This window comes from Pseudomonas sp. QE6 (genome assembly GCF_041379005.1).
Classification (GTDB): domain Bacteria; phylum Pseudomonadota; class Gammaproteobacteria; order Pseudomonadales; family Pseudomonadaceae; genus Pseudomonas.
Genome location: NZ_CP166873.1, coordinates 5,640,220 through 5,661,711, shown reverse-complemented (window position 1 = coordinate 5,661,711; position 21,492 = coordinate 5,640,220). Strand labels below are relative to the sequence as shown.

At 64.1% G+C, this 21,492-nt stretch carries 23 protein-coding genes; 16 read left to right on the top strand and 7 right to left on the bottom strand.

Translation table 11 applies throughout. The features are described from left to right. Window positions 1-18: 18 nt before the first annotated feature. The 5 genes from ACAW63_RS25860 (at window position 19) to ispD (ending at window position 4,874) form a co-directional block, all read left to right on the top strand. Window positions 19-1,647 (top strand): CTP synthase, encoded by a 1,629-nt coding sequence (locus ACAW63_RS25860; protein WP_254470769.1) that lies wholly within the window; start codon window positions 19-21, stop codon window positions 1,645-1,647. Window positions 1,648-1,649: 2 nt separating this feature from the next. Continuing rightward, a complete protein-coding gene (gene kdsA / locus ACAW63_RS25855) occupies window positions 1,650-2,495 on the top strand; it encodes a 3-deoxy-8-phosphooctulonate synthase (protein ID WP_371230195.1) in 846 nt (281 codons plus the stop codon). A 48-nt stretch (window positions 2,496-2,543) separates the two neighbouring features. Continuing rightward, window positions 2,544-3,833, top strand: a complete 1,290-nt coding sequence (gene eno, locus ACAW63_RS25850) for a phosphopyruvate hydratase (RefSeq protein WP_275608222.1) — start codon at window positions 2,544-2,546, stop codon at window positions 3,831-3,833. Between the two features lie 61 nt (window positions 3,834-3,894). Next, on the top strand, window positions 3,895-4,179 hold the full coding sequence (gene ftsB, locus ACAW63_RS25845; RefSeq protein ID WP_017521200.1) for a cell division protein FtsB: 285 nt from the start codon (window positions 3,895-3,897) through the stop codon (window positions 4,177-4,179). After that, complete coding sequence (gene ispD, locus ACAW63_RS25840; RefSeq protein ID WP_371230193.1) at window positions 4,176-4,874, top strand: 2-C-methyl-D-erythritol 4-phosphate cytidylyltransferase; 699 nt, start codon at window positions 4,176-4,178, stop codon at window positions 4,872-4,874. Before ftsB ends, ispD begins: the two co-directional genes overlap by 4 nt. A 192-nt stretch (window positions 4,875-5,066) precedes the next feature. Here the strand turns inward: ispD and yedF are convergent, their stop codons facing one another. The 3 genes from yedF to ACAW63_RS25825 all read right to left on the bottom strand — a co-directional run bounded on the left by yedF (window position 5,067) and on the right by ACAW63_RS25825 (window position 7,469). Next, window positions 5,067-5,315, bottom strand: a complete 249-nt coding sequence (yedF, locus tag ACAW63_RS25835; protein ID WP_371230192.1) for a sulfurtransferase-like selenium metabolism protein YedF — start codon at window positions 5,313-5,315, stop codon at window positions 5,067-5,069. Then, window positions 5,281-6,507, bottom strand: a complete 1,227-nt coding sequence (gene yedE, locus ACAW63_RS25830) for a selenium metabolism membrane protein YedE/FdhT (protein WP_371230190.1) — start codon at window positions 6,505-6,507, stop codon at window positions 5,281-5,283. Before yedE ends, yedF begins: the two co-directional genes overlap by 35 nt. 68 nt (window positions 6,508-6,575) lie before the next feature. Further along, window positions 6,576-7,469 (bottom strand): LysR substrate-binding domain-containing protein, encoded by an 894-nt coding sequence (locus ACAW63_RS25825; RefSeq protein ID WP_275608218.1) that lies wholly within the window; start codon window positions 7,467-7,469, stop codon window positions 6,576-6,578. 221 nt (window positions 7,470-7,690) lie between these two features. Between ACAW63_RS25825 and ACAW63_RS25820 the strand changes: the two genes are divergently transcribed. From ACAW63_RS25820 to rpoS, 8 genes are all read left to right on the top strand, one after another. Continuing rightward, window positions 7,691-8,803: an S-(hydroxymethyl)glutathione dehydrogenase/class III alcohol dehydrogenase gene (locus ACAW63_RS25820; RefSeq protein ID WP_371230188.1), complete on the top strand. Its 1,113-nt coding sequence runs from the start codon at window positions 7,691-7,693 to the stop codon at window positions 8,801-8,803. A 50-nt stretch (window positions 8,804-8,853) separates the two neighbouring features. After that, window positions 8,854-9,705, top strand: a complete 852-nt coding sequence (fghA, locus tag ACAW63_RS25815) for an S-formylglutathione hydrolase (RefSeq protein WP_371230186.1) — start codon at window positions 8,854-8,856, stop codon at window positions 9,703-9,705. Window positions 9,706-9,764: 59 nt separating this feature from the next. Continuing rightward, window positions 9,765-10,238 carry a 2-C-methyl-D-erythritol 2,4-cyclodiphosphate synthase gene (gene ispF, locus ACAW63_RS25810; protein ID WP_017521207.1) on the top strand — a complete coding sequence of 158 codons (474 nt, stop codon included), beginning with the start codon at window positions 9,765-9,767 and terminating at the stop codon, window positions 10,236-10,238. Then, window positions 10,235-11,293, top strand: a complete 1,059-nt coding sequence (gene truD, locus ACAW63_RS25805; RefSeq protein ID WP_371230185.1) for a tRNA pseudouridine(13) synthase TruD — start codon at window positions 10,235-10,237, stop codon at window positions 11,291-11,293. Before ispF ends, truD begins: the two co-directional genes overlap by 4 nt. Continuing rightward, a complete protein-coding gene (gene surE, locus ACAW63_RS25800) occupies window positions 11,281-12,039 on the top strand; it encodes a 5'/3'-nucleotidase SurE (RefSeq protein WP_275608214.1) in 759 nt (252 codons plus the stop codon). The genes truD and surE overlap by 13 nt, the downstream gene beginning before the upstream one ends. 22 nt (window positions 12,040-12,061) lie before the next feature. Next, window positions 12,062-12,697 (top strand): protein-L-isoaspartate(D-aspartate) O-methyltransferase, encoded by a 636-nt coding sequence (locus ACAW63_RS25795; RefSeq protein ID WP_152224982.1) that lies wholly within the window; start codon window positions 12,062-12,064, stop codon window positions 12,695-12,697. Between the two features lie 70 nt (window positions 12,698-12,767). Continuing rightward, a complete protein-coding gene (locus ACAW63_RS25790; protein WP_371230183.1) occupies window positions 12,768-13,622 on the top strand; it encodes a peptidoglycan DD-metalloendopeptidase family protein in 855 nt (284 codons plus the stop codon). A 95-nt stretch (window positions 13,623-13,717) separates the two neighbouring features. Then, entirely contained in the window at window positions 13,718-14,722 is a 1,005-nt protein-coding gene (gene rpoS / locus ACAW63_RS25785) for an RNA polymerase sigma factor RpoS (protein WP_371230181.1), read from the top strand. 131 nt (window positions 14,723-14,853) lie between these two features. Here rpoS and ACAW63_RS25780 read toward each other — a convergent pair whose 3' ends face one another. From ACAW63_RS25780 to mutS, 3 genes are all read right to left on the bottom strand, one after another. Further along, a complete protein-coding gene (locus ACAW63_RS25780; RefSeq protein WP_371230179.1) occupies window positions 14,854-15,207 on the bottom strand; it encodes a hypothetical protein in 354 nt (117 codons plus the stop codon). Beyond that, on the bottom strand, window positions 15,165-15,488 hold the full coding sequence (fdxA, locus tag ACAW63_RS25775) for a ferredoxin FdxA (RefSeq protein WP_371230178.1): 324 nt from the start codon (window positions 15,486-15,488) through the stop codon (window positions 15,165-15,167). Before fdxA ends, ACAW63_RS25780 begins: the two co-directional genes overlap by 43 nt. A gap of 66 nt (window positions 15,489-15,554) precedes the next feature. Continuing rightward, the gene (gene mutS, locus ACAW63_RS25770) at window positions 15,555-18,128 is read right to left on the bottom strand and encodes a DNA mismatch repair protein MutS (RefSeq protein WP_371230176.1); all 2,574 of its coding nucleotides are present in this window, start codon (window positions 18,126-18,128) and stop codon (window positions 15,555-15,557) included. Window positions 18,129-18,210: 82 nt separating this feature from the next. Here mutS and ACAW63_RS25765 point away from each other — a divergent pair, with 82 nt between their 5' ends. From ACAW63_RS25765 to recX, 3 genes are all read left to right on the top strand, one after another. Next, on the top strand, window positions 18,211-18,723 hold the full coding sequence (locus ACAW63_RS25765) for a CinA family protein (RefSeq protein ID WP_371230174.1): 513 nt from the start codon (window positions 18,211-18,213) through the stop codon (window positions 18,721-18,723). 85 nt (window positions 18,724-18,808) lie between these two features. Continuing rightward, the gene (recA, locus tag ACAW63_RS25760) at window positions 18,809-19,864 is read left to right on the top strand and encodes a recombinase RecA (RefSeq protein ID WP_152224972.1); all 1,056 of its coding nucleotides are present in this window, start codon (window positions 18,809-18,811) and stop codon (window positions 19,862-19,864) included. Between the two features lie 5 nt (window positions 19,865-19,869). Beyond that, the gene (gene recX, locus ACAW63_RS25755) at window positions 19,870-20,334 is read left to right on the top strand and encodes a recombination regulator RecX (RefSeq protein ID WP_371230172.1); all 465 of its coding nucleotides are present in this window, start codon (window positions 19,870-19,872) and stop codon (window positions 20,332-20,334) included. Between the two features lie 69 nt (window positions 20,335-20,403). On the opposite strand, the gene ACAW63_RS25750 is transcribed toward recX, so the two are convergent. Next, the gene (locus ACAW63_RS25750; protein ID WP_371230170.1) at window positions 20,404-21,477 is read right to left on the bottom strand and encodes an LOG family protein; all 1,074 of its coding nucleotides are present in this window, start codon (window positions 21,475-21,477) and stop codon (window positions 20,404-20,406) included. Between the last annotated feature and the right edge of the window lie 15 nt (window positions 21,478-21,492).

Genomic DNA, 21,492 nt, shown 5'->3' with positions numbered 1-21,492 from the left:
TGACATTCAGGGCTTTTCATGACGCGCTACATCTTCGTCACGGGTGGTGTTGTTTCTTCATTGGGGAAAGGCATCGCCTCGGCTTCCTTGGCTGCCATTCTGGAAGCGCGTGGCTTGAAGATCACGATGCTCAAGCTGGACCCCTATATCAACGTCGATCCGGGCACCATGAGCCCGTTCCAGCACGGTGAGGTGTTCGTCACCCACGACGGCGCCGAGACCGACCTCGACCTGGGCCACTACGAGCGTTTCGTGCGCACCACGATGACCCAGAACAACAACTTCACTACCGGCCGCGTCTACATGGACGTGCTGCGCAAGGAGCGCCGCGGCGACTACCTGGGCGCCACCGTGCAGGTGATCCCGCACATCACCGACGAGATCAAGCGTCGCATCATCAAGGGCGCCGGCGATGCCGACGTGGCCCTGGTGGAAGTCGGTGGCACCGTGGGTGACATCGAGTCGCAACCCTTCCTCGAGGCCATCCGCCAGCTGCGCGTGGAAATCGGTTCGCGCCGCGCCATGCTGATGCACCTGACGCTGGTTCCGTACATCGCCACCGCCGGCGAAACCAAGACCAAACCGACCCAGCACTCGGTCAAGGAGCTGCGCTCCATCGGCCTGCAGCCGGACATCCTGGTCTGCCGCTCCGATCATCCGGTGGACGTCTCCTCCCGCCGCAAGATCGCCCTCTTCACCAACGTGGAAGAGCGCGCGGTCATCTCGCTGGAAGACGTCGACACCATCTACCGCATTCCGTCCGTACTGCACGCCCAGGGCGTCGATGACTTCGTCGTCGAGCGCTTCGGCCTGGAGTGCGGCCCGGCCGACCTGTCCGAGTGGGATCGCGTGGTCGACGCCAAGCTCAACCCCGAGCGTGAAGTCACCATCGCCATGGTCGGCAAGTACATGGAACTGCTCGACGCCTACAAGTCGCTGATCGAAGCCATGACCCACGCCGGCATCCAGAGCCGCACCAAGGTCAACCTGCGCTACATCGACTCCGAAGACATCGAGCAGCAGGGCACCGGCCTGCTCGAAGGCGCCGACGCCATCCTGGTTCCGGGCGGCTTCGGCCTGCGCGGCGTGGAAGGCAAGATCACTGCCGTGCAGTACGCCCGTGAGAACAAGGTTCCGTACCTGGGCATCTGCCTGGGCATGCAGGTGGCCGTCATCGAATACGCCCGCAACGTGCTGGGCTGGACCGATGCCAACTCCACCGAATTCGACAAGTCCAGCGGCCACCCGGTCGTCGGCCTGATCACCGAATGGCAGGACGCCACTGGCGCCACCGAAGTGCGCACCGAGGCTTCCGACCTGGGCGGCACCATGCGCCTGGGCGCCCAGGAATGCCTGCTGCAGGCTGGTACCCTGGTGCACGACTGCTACGGCAAGGACGTGATCGTCGAGCGTCACCGCCACCGCTACGAAGTGAACAACAACCTGCGTCCGCAACTGGAAGCCGCCGGCCTGAAGATTTCCGGCCGCTCCGGTGACGGCGCGCTGGTCGAAGTGGTCGAGGCCCCGGATCATCCGTGGTTCGTCGCCTGCCAGTTCCACCCGGAATTCACTTCCACCCCGCGTGATGGCCACCCGCTGTTCAGCGGCTTCGTCAACGCTGCGCTGAAGCAAGCCGGGAAGGCCTGAGCATGACCCAGAAGATCATCCGCGTCGGTGATATCCAGATCGGCAACGACCTGCCGTTCGTGCTGTTCGGCGGCATGAACGTGCTGGAGTCGCGCGACCTGGCGATGCAGGTCTGCGAAGAGTACGTGACGGTTACCCAGAAACTGGGCATCCCCTACGTATTCAAGGCCAGCTTCGACAAGGCCAACCGTTCCTCGATCACCTCGTTCCGTGGTCCGGGCATGGAAGAGGGGCTGAAGATCTTCGAAGAGATCAAGAAGACCTTCAAGGTGCCGGTCATCACCGACGTGCACGAGCCCTACCAGGCCGCTCCGGTGGCCGAGGTCTGCGACATCATCCAGCTGCCGGCCTTCCTGTCCCGGCAGACCGACCTGGTCGTGGCCATGGCCAAGACCAACGCGGTGATCAACATCAAGAAAGCCCAGTTCCTCGCGCCGCAGGAGATGAAACACATCCTGCGCAAGTGCGAGGAGGCGGGCAACGACCAACTGATCCTCTGCGAGCGTGGCTCCTCCTTCGGGTACAACAACCTGGTGGTGGACATGCTCGGCTTCGGCATCATGAAGCAGTTCGAGTACCCGGTATTCTTCGACGTCACCCACGCCCTGCAGATGCCGGGCGGTCGCGCCGATTCCGCCGGCGGCCGCCGCGCCCAGGTCACCGACCTGGCCAAGGCCGGCATGAGCCAGGGCCTGGCCGGCCTGTTCCTGGAGGCCCACCCGGACCCCGAGAATGCGAAATGCGACGGCCCGTGCGCCCTGCGCCTGAACAAGCTCGAGCCTTTCCTGTCCCAGCTCAAGCAGCTGGACGACCTGGTCAAGAGTTTCCCCACCATCGAGACCGCCTGAGTCTCACCAGCCGCCCCGTTTATCTCTATCTTCGGAGTGTTATCAAGAATGGCAAAGATCGTCGACATCAAGGGCCGTGAGGTCCTGGACTCCCGCGGCAACCCGACCGTTGAAGCGGACGTGATCCTGGACAACGGCATCGTCGGCAGCGCTTGCGCCCCGTCCGGTGCATCCACCGGTTCCCGTGAGGCTCTCGAACTGCGCGATGGCGACAAGAGCCGTTACCTGGGCAAGGGCGTGCTGAAGGCCGTGGCCAACATCAACGGCCCGATCCGCGACCTGCTGCTGGGCAAGGATGCGGCTGACCAGAAAGGTCTGGATCACGCGATGATCGACCTCGACGGCACCGAGAACAAAGGCAAGCTGGGCGCCAACGCCATCCTGGCCGTATCCCTGGCTGCCGCCAAGGCTGCCGCTCAGGCCAAGGGCGTGCCGCTGTACGCGCACATCGCCGACCTGAACGGCACCCCGGGCCAGTACTCCATGCCGGTTCCGATGATGAACATCATCAACGGTGGCGAGCACGCCGATAACAACGTCGACATCCAGGAGTTCATGGTTCAGCCGGTTGGCGCCAAGAACTTCGCCGACGCGCTGCGCATGGGCGCCGAAATCTTCCATCACCTCAAAGCCGTGCTGAAGGCCCGTGGCCTGAACACCGCCGTGGGTGACGAAGGTGGCTTCGCGCCGAACCTGGCTTCCAACGAAGACGCCCTGGCCGCCATCGCCGAAGCCGTCGCCAACGCCGGCTACAAGCTGGGTGAAGACGTGACCCTGGCCCTGGACTGCGCCTCCTCCGAGTTCTTCAAGGACGGCCAGTACGACCTCGAAGGCGAAGGCAAGGTGTTCAGCGCCGAAGGTTTCGCCGACTACCTGGCCGGCCTGACCCAGCGCTACCCGATCATCTCCATCGAAGACGGCATGGACGAGTCCGACTGGGCTGGCTGGAAAGTCCTGACCGACAAGATCGGTGAGAAGGTGCAACTGGTCGGTGACGACCTGTTCGTGACCAACACCAAGATCCTCAAGCGCGGCATCGAAGAGAAGATCGGCAACTCGATCCTGATCAAGTTCAACCAGATCGGCTCGCTGACCGAGACCCTGGAAGCCATCCAGATGGCCAAGGCCGCCGGCTTCACCGCGGTGATCTCGCACCGTTCGGGCGAAACCGAGGACAGCACCATCGCTGACCTGGCCGTCGGCACCGCCGCTGGTCAGATCAAGACCGGCTCCCTGTGCCGCTCCGATCGCGTTTCCAAGTACAACCAGCTGCTGCGCATCGAAGAGCAACTGGGCGCCAAGGCGCCGTACCGTGGTCGCGCGGAATTCCGCGGCTGATCCTAGTCTGGTACGGTGAAGGGGTGGCAGGAGCCACCCCTTTGCATATGGAGCTGATGGTTTGAGGTTACGTAGCCCTTATTGGCTGTTCGTCGTGCTGATCCTGGCGCTGGCCGGCTTGCAGTATCGCCTGTGGGTCGGCGATGGCAGCCTGGCGCAGGTGCGCGACCTGCAAAAGCAGATCGCCGACCAGCAGGGCGAGAACGAGCGCCTGCTCGAACGTAACCGCATCCTCGAGGCCGAAGTGGCCGAGCTCAAGAAAGGCACCGAGACAGTCGAGGAACGTGCCCGCCACGAACTCGGCATGGTCAAGGACAAGGAAACCCTCTACCAGCTCGCGCAATGACCACTCCCGCCTTTTGGGCCGTGATCCCGGCCGCCGGCATCGGTTCGCGGATGCGCGCCGACCGCCCCAAGCAATACCTCGACCTCGCCGGTCGCAGCATTCTCGAACGTACCCTCGACTGTTTCCTTGGCCATCCCCGGCTCAAGGGCCTGGTGGTGTGCCTGGCAGCCGACGATCCCTGGTGGCCGACCCTGCCCAGCGCCTCCAATGAGCTGATCCAGCGTGCCGAAGGCGGCCGCGAGCGCGCCGATTCCGTGCTCAATGGCTTGCTGCGCCTGACCGAGCTGGGCGCTGCTTCCGACGATTGGGTGCTGGTGCATGACGCGGCCCGGCCGAACCTGGCGCGAGCCGATCTCGACCGCCTGCTGGATGAGCTGGGCAATGACGCGGTAGGTGGCCTGCTCGGCGTGCCCGCGCGGGATACTCTGAAGCGCGTCGGCGCCGACGGCCGCGTGCTCGAAACCATCGACCGCAGCGTGGTCTGGCAGGCCTACACCCCGCAGATGTTCCGCCTGGGCGCGCTGCACCGTGCGCTCGCCGATGCACTGGTGGCCGATGCGGCCATCACCGACGAAGCCTCGGCCATGGAGTGGGCGGGCTATGCGCCGCGCATGGTGGAAGGGCGGGTGGACAACATCAAGGTCACCACTCCGGAAGACCTGCAGCGCCTGCAGCGCAATTTCGCCAAGCACTGATTTTTCGTAATCGTCTTATGGGCGCTATTCGCCATCCGCTCATGCCGTTGAGCGACGGCAGACACAAGCGGACCTTGTCCGCGAAATCCCTCAGGGAAATCACGGATAAGACCCGCTCCTACAAAAGCAGCCGTATCCCGGTACCGTAGGGCGGATAACCTGGAACAGGTTATCCGCCCTACGAAATCTGCTTCAGCCCAGCAACGGCACTTCGATCAGAAAACGGAACAGCGCCCCGTGCTGCTCCACTGCCAGGCAGTGATAGCCGTGGCGCTTGGTGTCTTCCGGAATGCCATGCACCGACTGCGAACAATCGGTGATCACCTCCAGCAGATCGCCCGGCTTGAGCGTCTCCAGGGTTTCCAGGGTGGCGATGGCGTTGTACGGGCAGTGTTCGCCGCGCAGGTCAAGCGACAGCGTCGGCGTCTTGGTGTCGGACATCGTTGGCTTTCCGTTTACGAGTGAAGCGTTGCGCGTTCAGTTGCACCAGCAGCATGCACAGGGCGAGGCCGGCGAAGGTGATCAGCAGGCCGCCGCCGGGACCGAACGCCTGCAGCAGGTTGAGTTTGGGATAGGGCAGGGCGAGGCTGGTGCCCAGCTGGTCCCAGAACACCGCGACCAGGGTGCCGCCGATCACGTTGCCGACGCCGACCACCCAGAAGTGCACCTGGCCTTCCATCGAGCGGTACATCCAGCCGGTTTCGCAGCCGCCGGCCAGCACGATGCCGATGCCGAACAGCAGGCCACCGATCACGGCGTTCGGGCCCATCCAGAAGATCTTCGGCGGCAGGCCATTGTGGATCGCCGCGAAGGTGCCGACGCAGGCGGCCGCCATGCCCAGCAGGATGCCCAGCGCCGCCTGGGTGCGGCCGGTGGTCCAGAGGTCACGGGCGGCGCTGGTGAAGCAGATCTGCGCGCGCTCGATCAGGCCACCGAACAACAGGCCGAACAGGCAGGCCATGCCCAGCACCAGGGAAACTTCGAAGCGCCAGGCAGCGAACAGCGCGGCGATCACCAGCACGGCCAGTCCAAGGCGCCATTGCAGTTTGGCGCGGCGGGCCAGGGCTTCGGCGCTTGGCAGTGCCGCGGCCTTGCCGCCGACTTTCAGCGGAATGCGCAGGAAAGGCAGCAGGCTGATCTTCACCCCGAACCAGGCGCCGATCACGGTGGAGAACATGAAGGCCCAGGCGTGCACCGAGAACATCGGAATCCCGGTGAAGAAGGCCGCCAGGTTGCAGCCCATCGCCAGGCGCGCGCCGAAGCCGGCGATCACCCCGCCGATCAGGCCCTGCAGCAAGCGCCGCTTGCTGGTTGGCCAGCGCAGGCTGACGTTGCCGGCCCAGAGCGCGCAGACCAGAGCGCCGAGGAACATGCCGATGATCATCACGCCATCGATGCGATCAAGCGGCGTGCCCTGCAGGCCGATGATCCTGAAGTAGCTCCACTCCTGCGGCTGGAGTCCGAACCAGGACAGCACATGGCCGCCCCAGCGGGTGAACTCGCCGGTGACGGCCCAGAAGGTACCGGTCATGGCGAAGTAATAGGCGGACGCGACGCCCAGGGCGATCAGCGTCGGCAGTGGCGACCAGAAGCGCAGGAGATAGCGCTCACGGAAGGATGAAAGGGCTGACATCTCGTCGTCCTTGAGCCAAAGGGTGGAAAACCGCCCATTCTAGCCAAGGCGACTGTTCGGTGCTTGCGTCAGGGCAACGGGGACGGCTGCAGGTGCTGCAAACCGTCCTTCAGATGATCCACCAGTTGCCGGACCTTGGGCGACAGGTGCCGCTGCTGTGGATAAAGTGCCCAGACGCCGGTATTCGGCGGCTGGTGTGCCTCCAGCAGGGACAGCAGGCGGCCGCTGCGCAGATGTTCCAGCACGTAGTAGTCCGGCAGCTGGCACAGGCCGAAGCCGCGCAGCACCGCATCGAGCACCGCCTGGCCGCTGTTGCAGCGCCAGTTGCCCTGCACCCGGTGCTGGGTTTCCCGGCCATCCTCGAGGAAGCTCCACTGGTCGCTGCTGCCCACCAGACAATTGTGCTGCGCCAGCTCCGCGACGCTCTGCGGCGAGCCGTGGCGCGCCAGGTATTCCGGGGTGGCGCACAGGTACATCACCCTCGGCGCCAGGCGGGTCGCCACCAGCCGCGAGTCGCTCAGGCGTCCCAGGCGAATCGCCAGGTCGAAACCTTCGTGCAGCAGGTCGAGCTGGCGGTTGGACAGCTCGATCTCCACCCGCAGTTGCGGAAACTGCGCCATGAACTCGTTCACCAGCGGCACCACGAAGCGTTCGCCATAGGCCACCGCGCAGGTCATGCGCAGCAGGCCCTTGGGCTCGGCGGAGAGGTCGCTGACCGCGCGCAGCGCTTCCTCGCGGGCATCCTGCAAACGGCGGCAATGTTGCAGGAAGGTCTGCCCGGCCTCGCTCAGGGTGACCTTGCGGGTATTGCGGTAGAGCAGGCGGGTCTGCAGGCGTTCTTCCAGTCGCGCCACCTGACGGCTGACATGGGACGACGACACGCCCAGGCGTTCGGCGGCGGCGGTGAATTGGCCGGTTTCGGCGACGGCGACGAATTCGTCCAGTCCTTCCCAGCGGTGCATCTGGATTATCCCTGTATGGCAATAATGTTTTGATTATTGCCTGATTATTCCCTGAAACGGGGTTTTCTACACTTCTAAGGCTTTGGGGCACGCTTTTCGCCAACTGCCCCGGACAATCTCCGACGCGGCACTGCCGCGTCGCCGGTTTCCTCGGCCCCGCTGCCGAACCCCGCCCGCGCTGCTGCGGGCGTTGTCGCTTTCCTTCGTTCAGGAGTTTCCAGATGATCAAATCCCGTGCCGCCGTCGCCTTCGCTCCCAACCAGCCGTTGGAAATCGTCGAAGTCGATGTGGCGCCGCCGAAGAAAGGCGAAGTGCTGGTACGCATCGTCGCCACCGGTGTCTGCCATACCGACGCCTACACCCTGTCCGGCCAGGATTCCGAGGGCGTATTTCCCTGCATCCTCGGCCACGAAGGCGGTGGCATCGTCGAGGCGGTGGGTGAGGGCGTGACCTCGCTGAAGGTCGGTGACCATGTGATCCCGCTGTACACCGCCGAGTGCCGCGAGTGCAAATTCTGCAAATCCGGCAAGACCAACCTCTGCCAGGCCGTGCGCGCCACCCAGGGCAAGGGCCTGATGCCCGACGGCACCAGCCGCTTCTCCTACAAGGGCGAGCCGATCTATCACTACATGGGCTGCTCGACCTTCTCCGAGTACACCGTGCTGCCGGAAATCTCCCTGGCCAAGATCCCCGAGGAAGCGCCGCTGGAGAAGGTCTGCCTGCTCGGCTGCGGTGTCACCACCGGCATCGGCGCAGTGCTGAACACCGCCAAGGTGGAAGAGGGCGCCACCGTCGCCATCTTCGGCCTGGGTGGCATCGGCCTGGCGGCGATCATCGGCGCGAAGATGGCCAAGGCCTCGCGCATCATCGCGGTGGACATCAACCCGGCCAAGTTCGACATTGCCAAGCAGCTGGGCGCCACCGACTTCGTCAATCCGAAGGATCACCAGAAGCCGATCCAGGACGTGATCGTCGAGATGACTGACGGCGGCGTGGATTACTCCTTCGAATGCGTCGGCAACGTGCAACTGATGCGTGCAGCGCTGGAGTGCTGCCACAAGGGCTGGGGCGAATCCACCATCATCGGCGTGGCCGGTGCCGGCCAGGAAATCAGCACCCGTCCGTTCCAGCTGGTCACCGGCCGCGTGTGGCGTGGTTCCGCCTTCGGTGGCGTGAAGGGCCGCACCGAGCTGCCGAGCTACGTGGATAAGGCGCAGAAGGGCGAAATCCCGCTGGATACCTTCATCACCCACACCATGGGTCTGGAGAAGATCAACGAGGCCTTCGACCTGATGCACGAAGGCAAGAGCATCCGCTCCGTCATCCATTACTGATCGAGTGGCCGGGGCTTCGCGGCCCCGGCCTCACGGAAAAGGAGGACTCCATGACGGATTCCATCGAACTGATCAGCAGCCAGAAAAGTTTTGGCGGCTGGCATCAGCGCTACCGCCACCGCTCCGAAACTCTCGGTTGCGACATGGTCTTCGCGGTTTACCTGCCGCCCCAGGCCGAGCCCGAGGCAGGGCTGCCGGTGCTGTACTGGCTGTCCGGCCTGACCTGCACCGACGAGAACTTCATGCAGAAGGCCGGCGCCCAGCGCATGGCCGCTGAACTGGGCCTGGTGATCGTGGCGCCGGATACCAGCCCGCGCGGCCCCGAGGTGCCGGGTGATCCGGATGGCGCCTGGGACTTCGGCCTGGGTGCCGGCTTCTACGTCAACGCCACCCAGGACCCCTGGTCGCGCCACTACCGCATGCACGACTATGTGGTGCAGGAGTTGCCCGCGCTGGTCGAGGCCAATTTCCCGGTCTCCCAGCGGCGCGGCATCACCGGTCACTCTATGGGTGGCCACGGCGCGTTGATCTGCGCCCTGCGCAATCCGGGCCGTTATCTGTCGCTATCGGCCTTCGCGCCCATTACCCACCCGAGCGATTGCCCCTGGGGGCAGAAGGCGCTGGGTCGGTTTCTCGGCGAAGACCCGTCCGCCTGGCGCGAATGGGATGCGGTGGAACTGCTGGCGGGCGCCAGCGAGCGCTTGCCGATCCTGGTGGACCAGGGCGACCGGGACGACTTCCTCGCCGTCCAGCTCAAGCCCGAAGCGCTGCGCGAAGCGGCTGCGGCGGTCGGACACCCGCTGGAGCTGCGTCTGCAGCCGGGGTACGACCACAGCTACTACTTCATTGCGAGCTTCATTGAAGATCACCTGCGCCACCACGCTGCAGTGCTCTGTGGCTGACACCCTGATGCCAGTGATCCGGTAGAATCGACGCCCTGACTCCAACAGGGCGTTTTTTCATGCGAATCGGACATGGCTACGACGTGCATCGCTTTGGCGAGGGCGACTTCATCACTCTCGGCGGCGTGCGCATTCCCCACAAGTTCGGGCTGATCGCCCATTCCGACGGCGACGTACTGCTGCATGCCCTTTCCGATGCGCTGCTGGGCGCCTGCGCACTGGGCGATATCGGCAAGCATTTCCCCGACACCGACCCGCAGTTCAAGGGCGCCGACAGCCGCGTGTTGCTGCGCCACGTGCTGTCGCTGGTGGAAGCCAAGGGCTGGAAGGTGGAAAACGTCGACACCACCATCATTGCCCAGGCGCCGAAGATGGCACCGCACATCCAGGCCATGCGTGAGACCATCGCCGCGGACCTGAAGGTCGAGCTCGACCAGGTCAACGTCAAGGCGACCACTACCGAGAAACTGGGCTTCACCGGCCGTGAAGAGGGCATCGCGGTACACGCCGTCGCCCTGCTGAGCCGCGCATGACCGAACTGGAGCTGCTGGGGCCGCGCGCCCACGGAGAGCCTTGCGGGCACGGTGTGTTGAAGGCCGTGGCCGAGGACTTCCAGGTCGATGAAGTGCTGGACATTCCGCTGGCGGGTGACGGCGAACACCTGTGGCTGTGGGTGGAAAAACGCGGCCTGAACACCGAAGAGGCGGCGCGCCGCCTGGCTCGCGCCGCCGGCGTACCGGTGAAGATGATCAGCTACGCCGGCCTCAAGGATCGCCAGGCACTGACCCGCCAGTGGTTCAGCCTGCACCTGCCGGGCAAGGCCGATCCGGATCTGTCCGCCGCCGAAGACGGCAGCCTGCGCATCCTCGAGCGCAATCGCCATCGCCGTAAACTGCAGCGCGGCGCGCATTCGGCCAACGGTTTCACCCTGCGCCTGACCGAACTGCAGGCGGACCGGACGCAGTTGGAGACGCGCCTGAAGGCCATCGCGGCGATCGGCGTACCCAACTACTTCGGCACCCAACGCTTCGGCCATGACGGCGGCAACGTCTTCGATGCCCGGGGCTTCGCCGAGCGCGGCAAGCTGCCCGAGCAGCGCAACATGCGTTCGCGCCTGCTCTCGGCCGGGCGCAGCTATCTGTTCAACCAGGTCCTGGCCCGTCGTGTAGCGCAGGGCACCTGGAACCAGGCGCAGGTCGGCGATCTGCTGGCCTTCACCGACAGCCGCAGCTTCTTCCCGGCCGGCGAGGCGGAATGTGCCGATCCTCGGCTGGCAGTGCTGGACCTGCATCCAACCGGACCGATGTGGGGCGAGGGCGAATCCCCGGCGTCCGCCGTTCCCGGCGACATCGAGCGCAGCGTCCAGCAAGCGGATATGGCGCTTTGCCAGTGGCTTGCCAGTGCGGACCTGGCGCACGAACGGCGCATTCTGCGCCTCCCCATCCCGACTCTGGCATGGCATTATCCCGCCCCTGACATTCTGCAACTGGAATTCGTCCTGCCGGCTGGCTGCTTCGCCACCGCGGTCGTGCGCGAGCTGATCGAACTCGTGCCGGCAGGGCAGACGGAAAGCCCATGCGCATATTGATTGCCAACGACGACGGGGTCACCGCACCCGGTATCGCCGCGCTTTACGACGCGCTGTCCGATCATGCCGACTGCGTCGTGATCGCCCCGGAAGCCGATCGTAGCGGCGCGAGCAGTTCGCTTACGCTGGACCGGCCGCTGCATCCCCATCGCCTCGGCAATGGCTTCATCAGCCTCAACGGTACGCCGACCGACTGCGTGCACCTGGGCCTGAATGGCCTGCTGGACGAGCTGCCGGACATGGTCGTGTCGGGCATCAACCTCGGCGCCAACCTGGGGGACGACGTACTGTATTCCGGCACCGTGGCGGCTGCCCTGGAAGGACGCTTCCTGTCCCGCCCGGCGTTCGCCTTTTCGCTGTGCTCGCGCCTGACGGACAACCTGCCCACCGCGATGCACTTCGCGCGCCTGCTGGTGGAGTCCCATGAGCAGCTCGCCCTGCCGCCGCGGACCGTGCTTAACGTGAACATCCCCAACCTCCCGCTCGATCGCATCAAGGGCATCCAGCTGACTCGCCTGGGTCATCGTGCCCGCGCCGCCGCTCCGGTCAAGGTGGTCAACCCGCGCGGCAAGGAAGGCTACTGGATCGCCGCTGCCGGCGACGCCGAGGACGGTGGAGAGGGCACGGATTTCCATGCGGTGATGCAAGGCTATGTGTCCATCACGCCGCTGCAGATGGACCGGACCTTCCGCGAGGCGTTCAATATCCTTGGCGATTGGATCGGAGGGCTCGACCATGGCCAATGAATTGTCCCGCCGAGGTATTGGCATGACCTCCCAGCGTACGCGCGAGCGGCTGATCCAGCGCTTGTACGAGGAAGGTCTGTCCAACGCCCATGTGCTTGAAGTGATTCGCCGCACGCCGCGCCACCTGTTCGTCGACGAGGCGCTGGCGCATCGCGCCTATGAAGACACCGCGCTGCCCATTGGGCACAACCAGACCATCTCGCAGCCCTTCATGGTGGCGCGGATGACCGAGTTGCTGCTGGCGGCAGGTCCCCTGGACAAGGTGCTGGAGATCGGCACCGGCTCGGGCTACCAGACGGCCGTGCTGTCACAGCTGGTCGAGCGGGTGTTCTCGGTCGAGCGCATCCAGGCCCTGCAGGATCGCGCGAAAGAGCGACTTGCGGAGCTAAACCTGCGAAATGTTGTCTTTCGTTGGGGCGATGGCTGGGAAGGGTGGTCTGCTCTGGCGCCCTATAACGGCATCATCGTCACCGCGGCAGCGGCCGAAGTCCCGCAGGCACTGCTGGACCAGCTGGCGCCCGGCGGCCGACTGGTGATTCCGGTGGGCGGCGGGGAGGTCCAGCAACTGCTGCTGATCGTCCGCACCGAGGATGGCTTCCAGCGCCAGGTGCTGGACTCCGTACGCTTCGTTCCGCTGCTCAACGGCCCGCTGGGCTGAAACAAGCCAGGCGGCAGCGGATACACTATCGGCCGACAGGCTGCACGTAATTCATGGATAAGGGGGATGGGTGAGCTTGACAGCGACCCTGCGACAACGGAACTGGATCAAGGGCCTGGGCCACGCTGTGCTGGCCATTGCCGTTTGCTCTCTGCTGGCGGCCTGTTCTACCTCATCACGTAGCGGAACCACCGTCGTCGATGGCGGCGCCTCCGCGCGCAAGCCGGCAGTGACCAGCGGGCAGTACGTGGTACGTCGCGGTGACACCCTGTATTCCATTGCCTTCCGCTACGGCTGGGACTGGAAAGCCCTGGCCGCGCGCAACAATATTGACGCGCCTTATACCATCCGCCCCGGACAATCGATCCGCTTCGATGGTGGGCCAGCGTCGGTACAACCGTCCGTCGCCAAAAATGCTACGCCCGTCGCTCCAGTGGTTGTCAATAAATCGACTCCTGCGACATCCAGCGCCAGTAAACCGACCACCTCGACCGTTGCGCCTTCGTCGCAGGCCAGCGCGGGCGCTGCAACTCCGGCTCCGTCAGGTGGTGGTGTGAGCGGCTGGATATGGCCGACTAATGGCACCCTGATTGGGCGTTTTGCATCAAACGGCAGTTTGAATAAAGGGATTGATATAGCCGGGCAATTGGGCCAGCCTGTCTTGGCTGCGTCCAATGGTACGGTTGTGTACGCCGGTAGTGGTTTGCGGGGCTACGGCGAACTCGTGATCATCAAGCACAGCGATACCTACGTAAGCGCCTACGGTCACAACCGCAGGTTGCTGGTGCGGGAAGGGCAACAGGTCAAAGTCGGGCAGAACATTGCCGAGATGGGCTCCACAGGGACTGACCGGGTGAAGCTGCACTTTGAGATTCGCCGCCAGGGTAAGCCTGTAGATCCTCTGCAATACCTGCCAAGTCGTTGACGTTTGCTGTTCCCCTGCGTGGGTGAGCGGGCCCTGGTGTCCTAAGGATAAGGACGCACCTGGGCTTGTTGTCGAACTCAGCAAGGGATAACGACATGGCACTTAAAAAAGAAGGGCCGGAGTTTGACGTCGATGATGAAGTGCTTCTTCTGGAGCCCGGCATCATTTTTGAAGAGTCGCTTGCCGAAGAGCAGGTATCGCTTCAAGTCACTCCCAAAGCCTCAGCACTCTCCTCTCTCAAGCAACACAAACACATCGACTACACGCGAGCGCTCGACGCTACGCAGCTGTATCTCAATGAAATCGGCTTTTCGCCGCTGCTGACCCCGGAAGAAGAAGTTCATTTTGCGCGTCTGGCGCAGAAGGGCGACCCGGCCGGCCGACGGAGAATGATCGAGAGCAACCTGCGTCTGGTGGTGAAGATCGCGCGGCGCTACGTCAATCGCGGACTCTCGCTGCTCGATCTGATCGAAGAGGGCAACCTCGGGCTGATCCGGGCTGTGGAAAAGTTCGATCCGGAGCGTGGCTTCCGCTTTTCCACCTATGCGACCTGGTGGATTCGACAGACCATCGAACGGGCCATCATGAACCAGACCCGCACCATTCGCCTGCCGATCCATGTGGTCAAGGAACTCAACGTCTACCTGCGGGCCGCTCGCGAACTGACCCAGAAGCTGGACCACGAGCCTTCGCCCGAGGAGATCGCCAACCTGCTCGAGAAGCCGGTGGACGAGGTCAAGCGCATGCTCGGCCTCAACGAGCGGGTGACTTCCGTAGACGTCTCGCTGGGCCCGGACTCGGACAAGACGCTGCTCGACACGCTCACGGACGATCGGCCGACCGATCCCTGCGAGTTGCTGCAGGATGATGATCTCAGTGAGAGCATCGACCTGTGGTTGTCGGAACTGACCGACAAGCAGCGCGAAGTGGTGATTCGCCGCTTCGGCCTGCGCGGGCATGAAAGCAGCACGCTGGAAGAGGTTGGGCAGGAAATCGGTCTGACCCGCGAGCGGGTTCGCCAGATCCAGGTCGAGGCACTCAAGCGCTTGCGCGAGATCCTCGAGAAGAATGGTCTCTCCAGCGACGCCTTGTTCCAGTAGCGCCTTGCTCCAGTAACAACGGTCGACCTCGAAAAAGCCCGGATAATTCCGGGCTTTTTTATGCGTCGTGATGTAAGCATTTGCTTACACGGCGTGTGAGCGTTCAGCTTGAAATGCTGCTCGTCCAAGCTTCATTGTTTTTTATCTTGTTGTTTTATAAAGAATTTATTGCTCTGCGTCAGCCTGAGAGAAGGGCGCGTGGGGCAGAATGCCCCAGTTGCTGCGACGCGGCAGCCGAGTAATATCACCCCTGCGTACACGGAAAGACGCAGGCCGGTAAGGATGCCGGTCAGGACATCGCAGGATGGCGATTCATCAGGATGATGAACTAGGGAAGAAAGAGTGGGCGGGTTATCCCGCCCCTTTTTTTGCCCGCAGAAAAGTGCCGCAGAAATGAAAAGGCCCGCGCGAGGCGGGCCTTTCTTGTCTTCAGCGATGGAGATCAGCGCTCCAGGTACTGCAGCTTGTTCGGCTTGCCATCCCACTCTTCAGCGTCCGGCAGCGAATCCTTCTTCTCGGTGATGTTCGGCCAGACGTCGGCCAGATCCTTGTTCAGCTCGATGAATTCCTGCATGCCATCCGGGACCTCGTCCTCGGAGAAGATCGCCTGGGCCGGGCACTCCGGTTCGCACAGGGCGCAATCGATGCACTCATCCGGGTGAATGACCAGGAAGTTCGGGCCTTCGTAGAAGCAGTCGACCGGGCAGACTTCCACGCAGTCGGTGTATTTGCACTTGATGCAGTTGTCGGTGACGACGAAGGTCATTTTCTAATTCTCTCCTCAGGCGGGCGGCTAAGCGCGCGCGATTCTAACAGCTTGTTTCGCGGTCCGTCAGACTCGCGTCTTCCATGCATATAACAATTCGAGAGCTTGACGCGGTGTCAGGTCGTCGGGGCTGATGCGCATCAGCTCATCGACGACCGGGTGCGGCAGGCTGGCGAACAGGTCGCTCTGCAGCGGCGCCGGGCTTTTCGGGTCGTTCGAGCGCGGGGCTTCGTGGGGCAGGCTGGTGGTTTCCAGGCGGGCCAGGTGTTCGCGGGCGCGCTGAATGACCGCACCCGGCACACCGGCCAATTGGGCTACTGCCAGGCCATAACTCTGGCTGGCCGGGCCGGGCAGCACGTGGTGCAGGAACACGATGCGCTCGTTGTGCTCGGTGGCGTTGAGGTGCACGTTGGCCACCGCCGGCTCGCTTTCCGGCAGCACGGTCAGCTCGAAATAGTGGGTGGCGAACAGCGTGAAGGCGCGCAGCCTGGCCAGATGCTCGGCAGCGGACCACGCCAGCGACAGGCCGTCGAAGGTGCTGGTGCCACGTCCGACCTCATCCATCAGCACCAGGCTGCGGTCGGTCGCGTTGTGCAGGATGTTGGCGGTTTCGCTCATCTCCACCATGAAGGTGGAGCGGCCGCCAGCGAGGTCATCGGAAGAGCCGATGCGGGTGAAGATGCGGTCCACCAACGACAGCTCGCAACGGGCCGCCGGGACGAAGCTGCCGATGTGCGCCAGCAGCACGATCAGCGCCGTTTGCCGCATATAGGTCGATTTACCGCCCATGTTCGGGCCGGTAATCACCAGCATGCGGGTGTCCTGGTCGAGGTTCAGGTCGTTGGCGACGAACGGCGTATCCAGCACCTGCTCGACTACCGGGTGGCGACCCTGCTCGATCAGGATGCCCGACTCTTCGACGAAGCGCGGGCGGTTCAGGTCGAGATTCAGGGCGCGTTCGGCGAGGTTCGACAGCACATCCAGTTCGGCCAGGGCGGCGGCGGTGTCCTGCAGCGGCGCCAGTTGGGCGATCAGCAGTTCCAGCAGCTCTTCATACAACTGCTTTTCGCGGGCCAGGGCGCGGCTCTGGGCGGACAGCGCCTTGTCTTCGAAGGCTTTCAACTCCGGGGTGATGAAGCGCTCGGCGCCTTTCAGCGTCTGCCGGCGGATATAGTCGGCGGGCGCCTGCTCGGCCTGCACGCGGGGCAACTCGATGTAATAGCCGTGGATGCGGTTGTAGCCGACCTTCAGGTTCGGCAGGCCGGTGCGGGCCTTTTCCCGGGTCTCCAGGTCCATCAGGTACTGGCCGGCGTTCTCGCTGAGCATCTGCAGCTCGTCCAGCTCGGCGTCGTAGCCACGGGCGATCACTCCGCCATCGCGGATCACCGCCGGCGGGTTCTCGATCACCGCACGGGCGAGCAGGTCGGCCAGCTCCGGGTAGGTGCGGATGCTGCCAGCCAGTTGGCCCAGGTATGGGGCTTCCAGTTCGGTCATGCCGTTCTGCAGCTCGGGCAGGGCGGCGAGGGCGTCGCGCAGGCGGGCAAGGTCGCGCGGACGGGCGTTACGCAGGCCGATACGAGCCAGGATGCGCTCGACGTCGCCGATTTCCTTGAGCTGCGGCTGGAGGATTTCGAAGCGATAGCGTTCCAGCAGGCAGGCAATGGACTCCTGGCGGGCTTCGAGGACAGCGCGGTCGCGTAGCGGTCGGTTCAGCCAGCGGGTCAGCAGACGGCTGCCCATGGCGGTCTGGCAGCGGTCGACCACCGACTGCAGGGTATTGTCGCGGCCACCGGCAAGGTTGGTGTCCAGCTCCAGGTTGCGGCGGCTGGCACCGTCGAGGATGACGGTGTCGTCGATGCGCTCATGGCGCAGGCTGCGCAGGTGCGGCAGGGCGGTGCGCTGGGTTTCCTTGGCGTAGGCCAGCAGGCAGCCGGCGGCGCCGATGGCCAGGGTCAGTTCCTGGCAGCCGAAGCCCTTGAGGTCCTGCACGCCGAACTGCTGGCACAGGCTCTTGTGCGCGGAGTCGCGGTCGAAATCCCAGGGCGCGCGGCGGCGCGAGCCACGGCGCTTCTCCGCCGGCAGGCCCTGGGGCCAGTCGTCGGGGATCAACAGTTCGGCGGGGTTCATGCGTTCCAGTTCCGCCAGCAGGGTTTCCCAGCCCTTTATTTCCTGGACGCTGAAGCGGCCACTGGTGATGTCCAGCACGGCCAGACCGAACAGGCGCTCGTCACCCAGCACGGCGGCGATCAGGTTGTCGCGGCGTTCGTCGAGCAACGCTTCGTCACTGACGGTGCCGGGAGTGAGGATGCGTACGACCTGACGCTCCACCGGACCCTTGCTGGTCGCCGGATCGCCGATCTGCTCGCAGATCACCACCGATTCGCCGAGCTTCACCAGCTTGGCCAGGTAGCCTTCGGCGGAGTGGAAGGGGATGCCTGCCATGGGGATGGCATTGCCGGCTGACTGGCCGCGGGCAGTCAGGGTGATGTCCAGCAGCTTGGCGGCCTTCTTGGCGTCCTCGTAGAACAGCTCGTAGAAGTCGCCCATGCGGTAGAACATCAGTTGGTCCGGGTGCTGATTCTTCAGCCTCCAGTACTGCTGCATCATGGGAGTGTGAGCTGAGAGGTCGCTTTGACTCATGGCTTCTGGCTGTCCGGCTTCAACATGCAAAAGCGCCTAGTGTACGGTATCCGCCTGGCCTTCTTTAACCCCGGAGCGCACCGTGCCCCTCACCGATTCCTCGATCACCGAACTCTCCGCGCAACTGGGCGCGCGACTGGCTGCCAACAAGTTGCGCGTCACCACCGCAGAATCCTGCACCGGCGGCGGGATTGCCGAGGCGATCACGCGTATTCCCGGCAGTTCGGCCTGGTTCGAGGCGGGCTACGTCACCTATTCCAATGAGCAGAAGACTCGCCAGCTGGATGTACCGGCCGAGCTGTTCCCGAAGGTTGGCGCTGTCAGTCGTGAAGTGGTGGAGGCCATGGTGGCCGGTGCTTTGCCGCGCAGCGGTGCGGATATTGCCGTGGCGGTCAGCGGCGTTGCCGGTCCGGATGGCGGTTCTGCCGAGAAGCCGGTAGGCACCGTCTGGCTGGCCTGGGGGAAAGGCGAGCAGGTGTTCAGCGAACGCCGTCTGTATGCCGGCGATCGGGAGGCGGTGCGCCGGCAGACCGTGGCGACCGCTCTGGCCGGGCTGTTGCGACTGGCGGACGGGGAAAATCCGCTCCAGGGGTAGGCGAGCGGCTTGCCCTGTGGAATAATACTGGCTACTTATACAGTTGTTCGTGGCCGTCCGGCCCCCTGACTTCGCGAGGACTTCAATGGACGAGAACAAGAAGCGCGCCCTGGCCGCGGCCCTGGGACAGATCGAACGCCAATTCGGCAAAGGCGCGGTCATGCGCATGGGCGACCATGAGCGTCAGGCCATTCCGGCCATTTCCACCGGCTCGCTGGGCTTGGACATCGCCCTGGGCATCGGCGGCCTGCCGAAGGGCCGTATCGTCGAGATCTACGGTCCGGAATCCTCGGGTAAGACCACCCTGACCCTGTCCGTCATCGCCCAGGCCCAGAAGGCCGGCGCCACCTGCGCCTTCGTCGACGCCGAACACGCCCTGGACCCGGACTACGCCGGCAAGCTGGGCGTCAACGTGGACGACCTGCTGGTTTCCCAGCCGGACACCGGCGAACAGGCCCTGGAAATCACCGACATGCTGGTGCGCTCCAACGCCGTTGACGTGATCATCGTCGACTCCGTGGCTGCCCTGGTACCCAAGGCCGAAATCGAAGGCGAGATGGGTGATCAGCACGTCGGCCTGCAGGCGCGCCTGATGTCCCAGGCCCTGCGCAAGATCACCGGCAACATCAAGAACGCCAACTGCCTGGTCATCTTCATCAACCAGATCCGTATGAAGATCGGCGTGATGTTCGGCAACCCGGAAACCACCACCGGTGGTAACGCGCTGAAGTTCTACTCCTCTGTCCGCCTGGACATCCGCCGTACCGGCGCGGTGAAGGAAGGCGACGAGGTGGTCGGTAGCGAAACCCGCGTCAAGGTCGTGAAGAACAAGGTTGCTCCGCCCTTCCGTCAGGCCGAGTTCCAGATCATGTACGGCCGCGGCATCTACCGCACCGGCGAGATCATCGACCTGGGCGTGCAGCTGGGCCTGATCGAGAAGTCCGGCGCCTGGTACAGCTACCAGGGCAACAAGATCGGCCAGGGCAAGGCCAACGCCGCCAAGTTCCTGGAAGACAACACTGAAATCTGCAACACCCTCGACAAGGCCATCCGCGAGCAGCTGCTGACCAACCAGCCGGCGCCGACCAAGGCCGAACTCGCGGCGGCGGAAGCCGAAGCGGAAGCTGAAGCCGACTACTGATCGCCATGTCCGTCGAGCTCGATAACCCCGTCGCGGTGCGGCGGGTCGCCATGGACCTGCTAGCACGACGCGAGCATGGCCGGGCGGAGCTCTCGCGCAAGCTGCGGCAACGCGGTGCAGCGCAGGAACTGATCGACCCCGCCCTCGACCGTCTGGCCGAGGAGGGGTTGCTCAACGAAAGCCGCTACCTGGAAAGCTACATCGCCAGTCGTGCGCGGGCCGGATACGGTCCGGTGCGGATTCGCGAGGAGCTTTCGCAACGCGGTTTGCCCCGTGGCGAAATCGACAGTGCCCTGAGCGAATCGGGCGTCGATTGGAGTGAAAACCTGAGGGAGGTCTGGCGTCGCAAGTTCGCCCGACTGCCGCAGGATGCCCGCGAGCGGGCCCAGCAGGGGCGGTTCCTGAGCTATCGGGGATACTCGATGGAAGCCATCAGCCGGCTCCTGAGTGGCCGGCGATCGGACGATTGAGCTTCATGATTGAAAACAAGGCACCCGCGAGGGTGCCTTGTTCGTTTCGGGGCCGTGATTTCCCGTTGATCAGCGCGCCCAGTTTTCCGGCTGGTTGATGAAGTTCAGCAACTCGCGCAGCCGGCCCTGGTCGCGGCCATTGAAGGCGAAGGCCAGGCGGGTGAGGTGGGAGAACTCCGGCTCATCCAGTTCCGATTCGCTGTAGGGCTGCTGGTGGAAGCCGTCGGTCACGCAGAGGCTGCCGAACTCCTGCTCCAGCAGTTCCAGCGCGCGGGTGCTCAGCGGATGGTTCAGGCGGATCACGAAGCGGTCCTTGAGCCAGCGGCTGGAGTGGAAGTTGCTGTAGAAGTGGGCGATCTCCTCCGCCGCTTCTTCAGCCGAGTGCACCAGCTTCATCAGGTTCATGTCGCTGGGCAGGATGTAGCCATTGTCCTCGAGTTGCTCCTTGATGAACTCCAGAGCGTGATCCCAGTAATGCCCACCGGGCTGGTCGAGCAGCACCACGGGCACCAGCGGGCTCTTGCCGGTCTGGATCAGGGTCAGTACTTCCAGCGCTTCGTCCAGGGTGCCGAAGCCGCCGGGGCAGAGCACCAGGGCGTCCGCTTCCTTGACGAAGAACAGCTTGCGCAGGAAGAAGAAGTGGAAAGACAGCAGGTTGCTGGTGCCATCCACTGTCTGGTTGGCGTGTTGCTCGAAGGGGAGGGTGATATTGAAACCGAGGCTGTTTTCCAGGCCCGCACCTTCATGGGCGGCGGCCATGATGCCACCACCGGCTCCGGTGATGACCATCAGGTCATAGCGGGCCAGGGTTTCGCCCAGCTCGCGGGCCAGGGCGTAGACGGGATGGTCGACCGGCGTACGCGCCGAGCCGAATACCGTGACTTTGCGGCGACGCTTGAACTGCTCCAGGGTGCTGAAGGCATGCTCCATCTCGCGCAGGGTCTGCATCATGATCTTGGCGTCCCAGCGGTTGCGGTCGGCCTGGGCCATGCGGGCTACGGTGGTGAGCATTTCGCGGTAGAGCGGCAGGTTCTGGCTATCGCCGGGTGCGGCCAGTTCGGCCAGCTCCTCGATCTTCTGGGCAAGCTCCGTGCCGCTGGTCTGGAAGTGTCTGGAGAGGTAATCGTCGGGCTCATAGGGCATGTTGATACTCCTTGT

Bases quoted from the DNA above. Each gene is read 5' to 3' on its own strand.
- yedF (WP_371230192.1), bottom strand. From the start codon at position 5,315: ATGTCCGACACCAAGACGCCGACGCTGTCGCTTGACCTGCGCGGCGAA.
- ACAW63_RS25750 (WP_371230170.1), bottom strand. From the start codon at position 21,477: ATGCCCTATGAGCCCGACGATTACCTCTCCAGACACTTCCAGACCAGC.
- ACAW63_RS25825 (WP_275608218.1), bottom strand. From the start codon at position 7,469: ATGCACCGCTGGGAAGGACTGGACGAATTCGTCGCCGTCGCCGAAACC.
- ACAW63_RS25795 (WP_152224982.1), top strand. From the start codon at position 12,062: ATGACCTCCCAGCGTACGCGCGAGCGGCTGATCCAGCGCTTGTACGAG.
- recX (WP_371230172.1), top strand. From the start codon at position 19,870: ATGTCCGTCGAGCTCGATAACCCCGTCGCGGTGCGGCGGGTCGCCATG.
- ispD (WP_371230193.1), top strand. From the start codon at position 4,176: ATGACCACTCCCGCCTTTTGGGCCGTGATCCCGGCCGCCGGCATCGGT.
- ACAW63_RS25820 (WP_371230188.1), top strand. From the start codon at position 7,691: ATGATCAAATCCCGTGCCGCCGTCGCCTTCGCTCCCAACCAGCCGTTG.
- surE (WP_275608214.1), top strand. From the start codon at position 11,281: ATGCGCATATTGATTGCCAACGACGACGGGGTCACCGCACCCGGTATC.
- yedE (WP_371230190.1), bottom strand. From the start codon at position 6,507: ATGTCAGCCCTTTCATCCTTCCGTGAGCGCTATCTCCTGCGCTTCTGG.
- rpoS (WP_371230181.1), top strand. From the start codon at position 13,718: ATGGCACTTAAAAAAGAAGGGCCGGAGTTTGACGTCGATGATGAAGTG.
- eno (WP_275608222.1), top strand. From the start codon at position 2,544: ATGGCAAAGATCGTCGACATCAAGGGCCGTGAGGTCCTGGACTCCCGC.
- fdxA (WP_371230178.1), bottom strand. From the start codon at position 15,488: ATGACCTTCGTCGTCACCGACAACTGCATCAAGTGCAAATACACCGAC.
- kdsA (WP_371230195.1), top strand. From the start codon at position 1,650: ATGACCCAGAAGATCATCCGCGTCGGTGATATCCAGATCGGCAACGAC.
- recA (WP_152224972.1), top strand. From the start codon at position 18,809: ATGGACGAGAACAAGAAGCGCGCCCTGGCCGCGGCCCTGGGACAGATC.
- fghA (WP_371230186.1), top strand. From the start codon at position 8,854: ATGACGGATTCCATCGAACTGATCAGCAGCCAGAAAAGTTTTGGCGGC.
- truD (WP_371230185.1), top strand. From the start codon at position 10,235: ATGACCGAACTGGAGCTGCTGGGGCCGCGCGCCCACGGAGAGCCTTGC.
- ispF (WP_017521207.1), top strand. From the start codon at position 9,765: ATGCGAATCGGACATGGCTACGACGTGCATCGCTTTGGCGAGGGCGAC.
- mutS (WP_371230176.1), bottom strand. From the start codon at position 18,128: ATGAGTCAAAGCGACCTCTCAGCTCACACTCCCATGATGCAGCAGTAC.
- ACAW63_RS25860 (WP_254470769.1), top strand. From the start codon at position 19: ATGACGCGCTACATCTTCGTCACGGGTGGTGTTGTTTCTTCATTGGGG.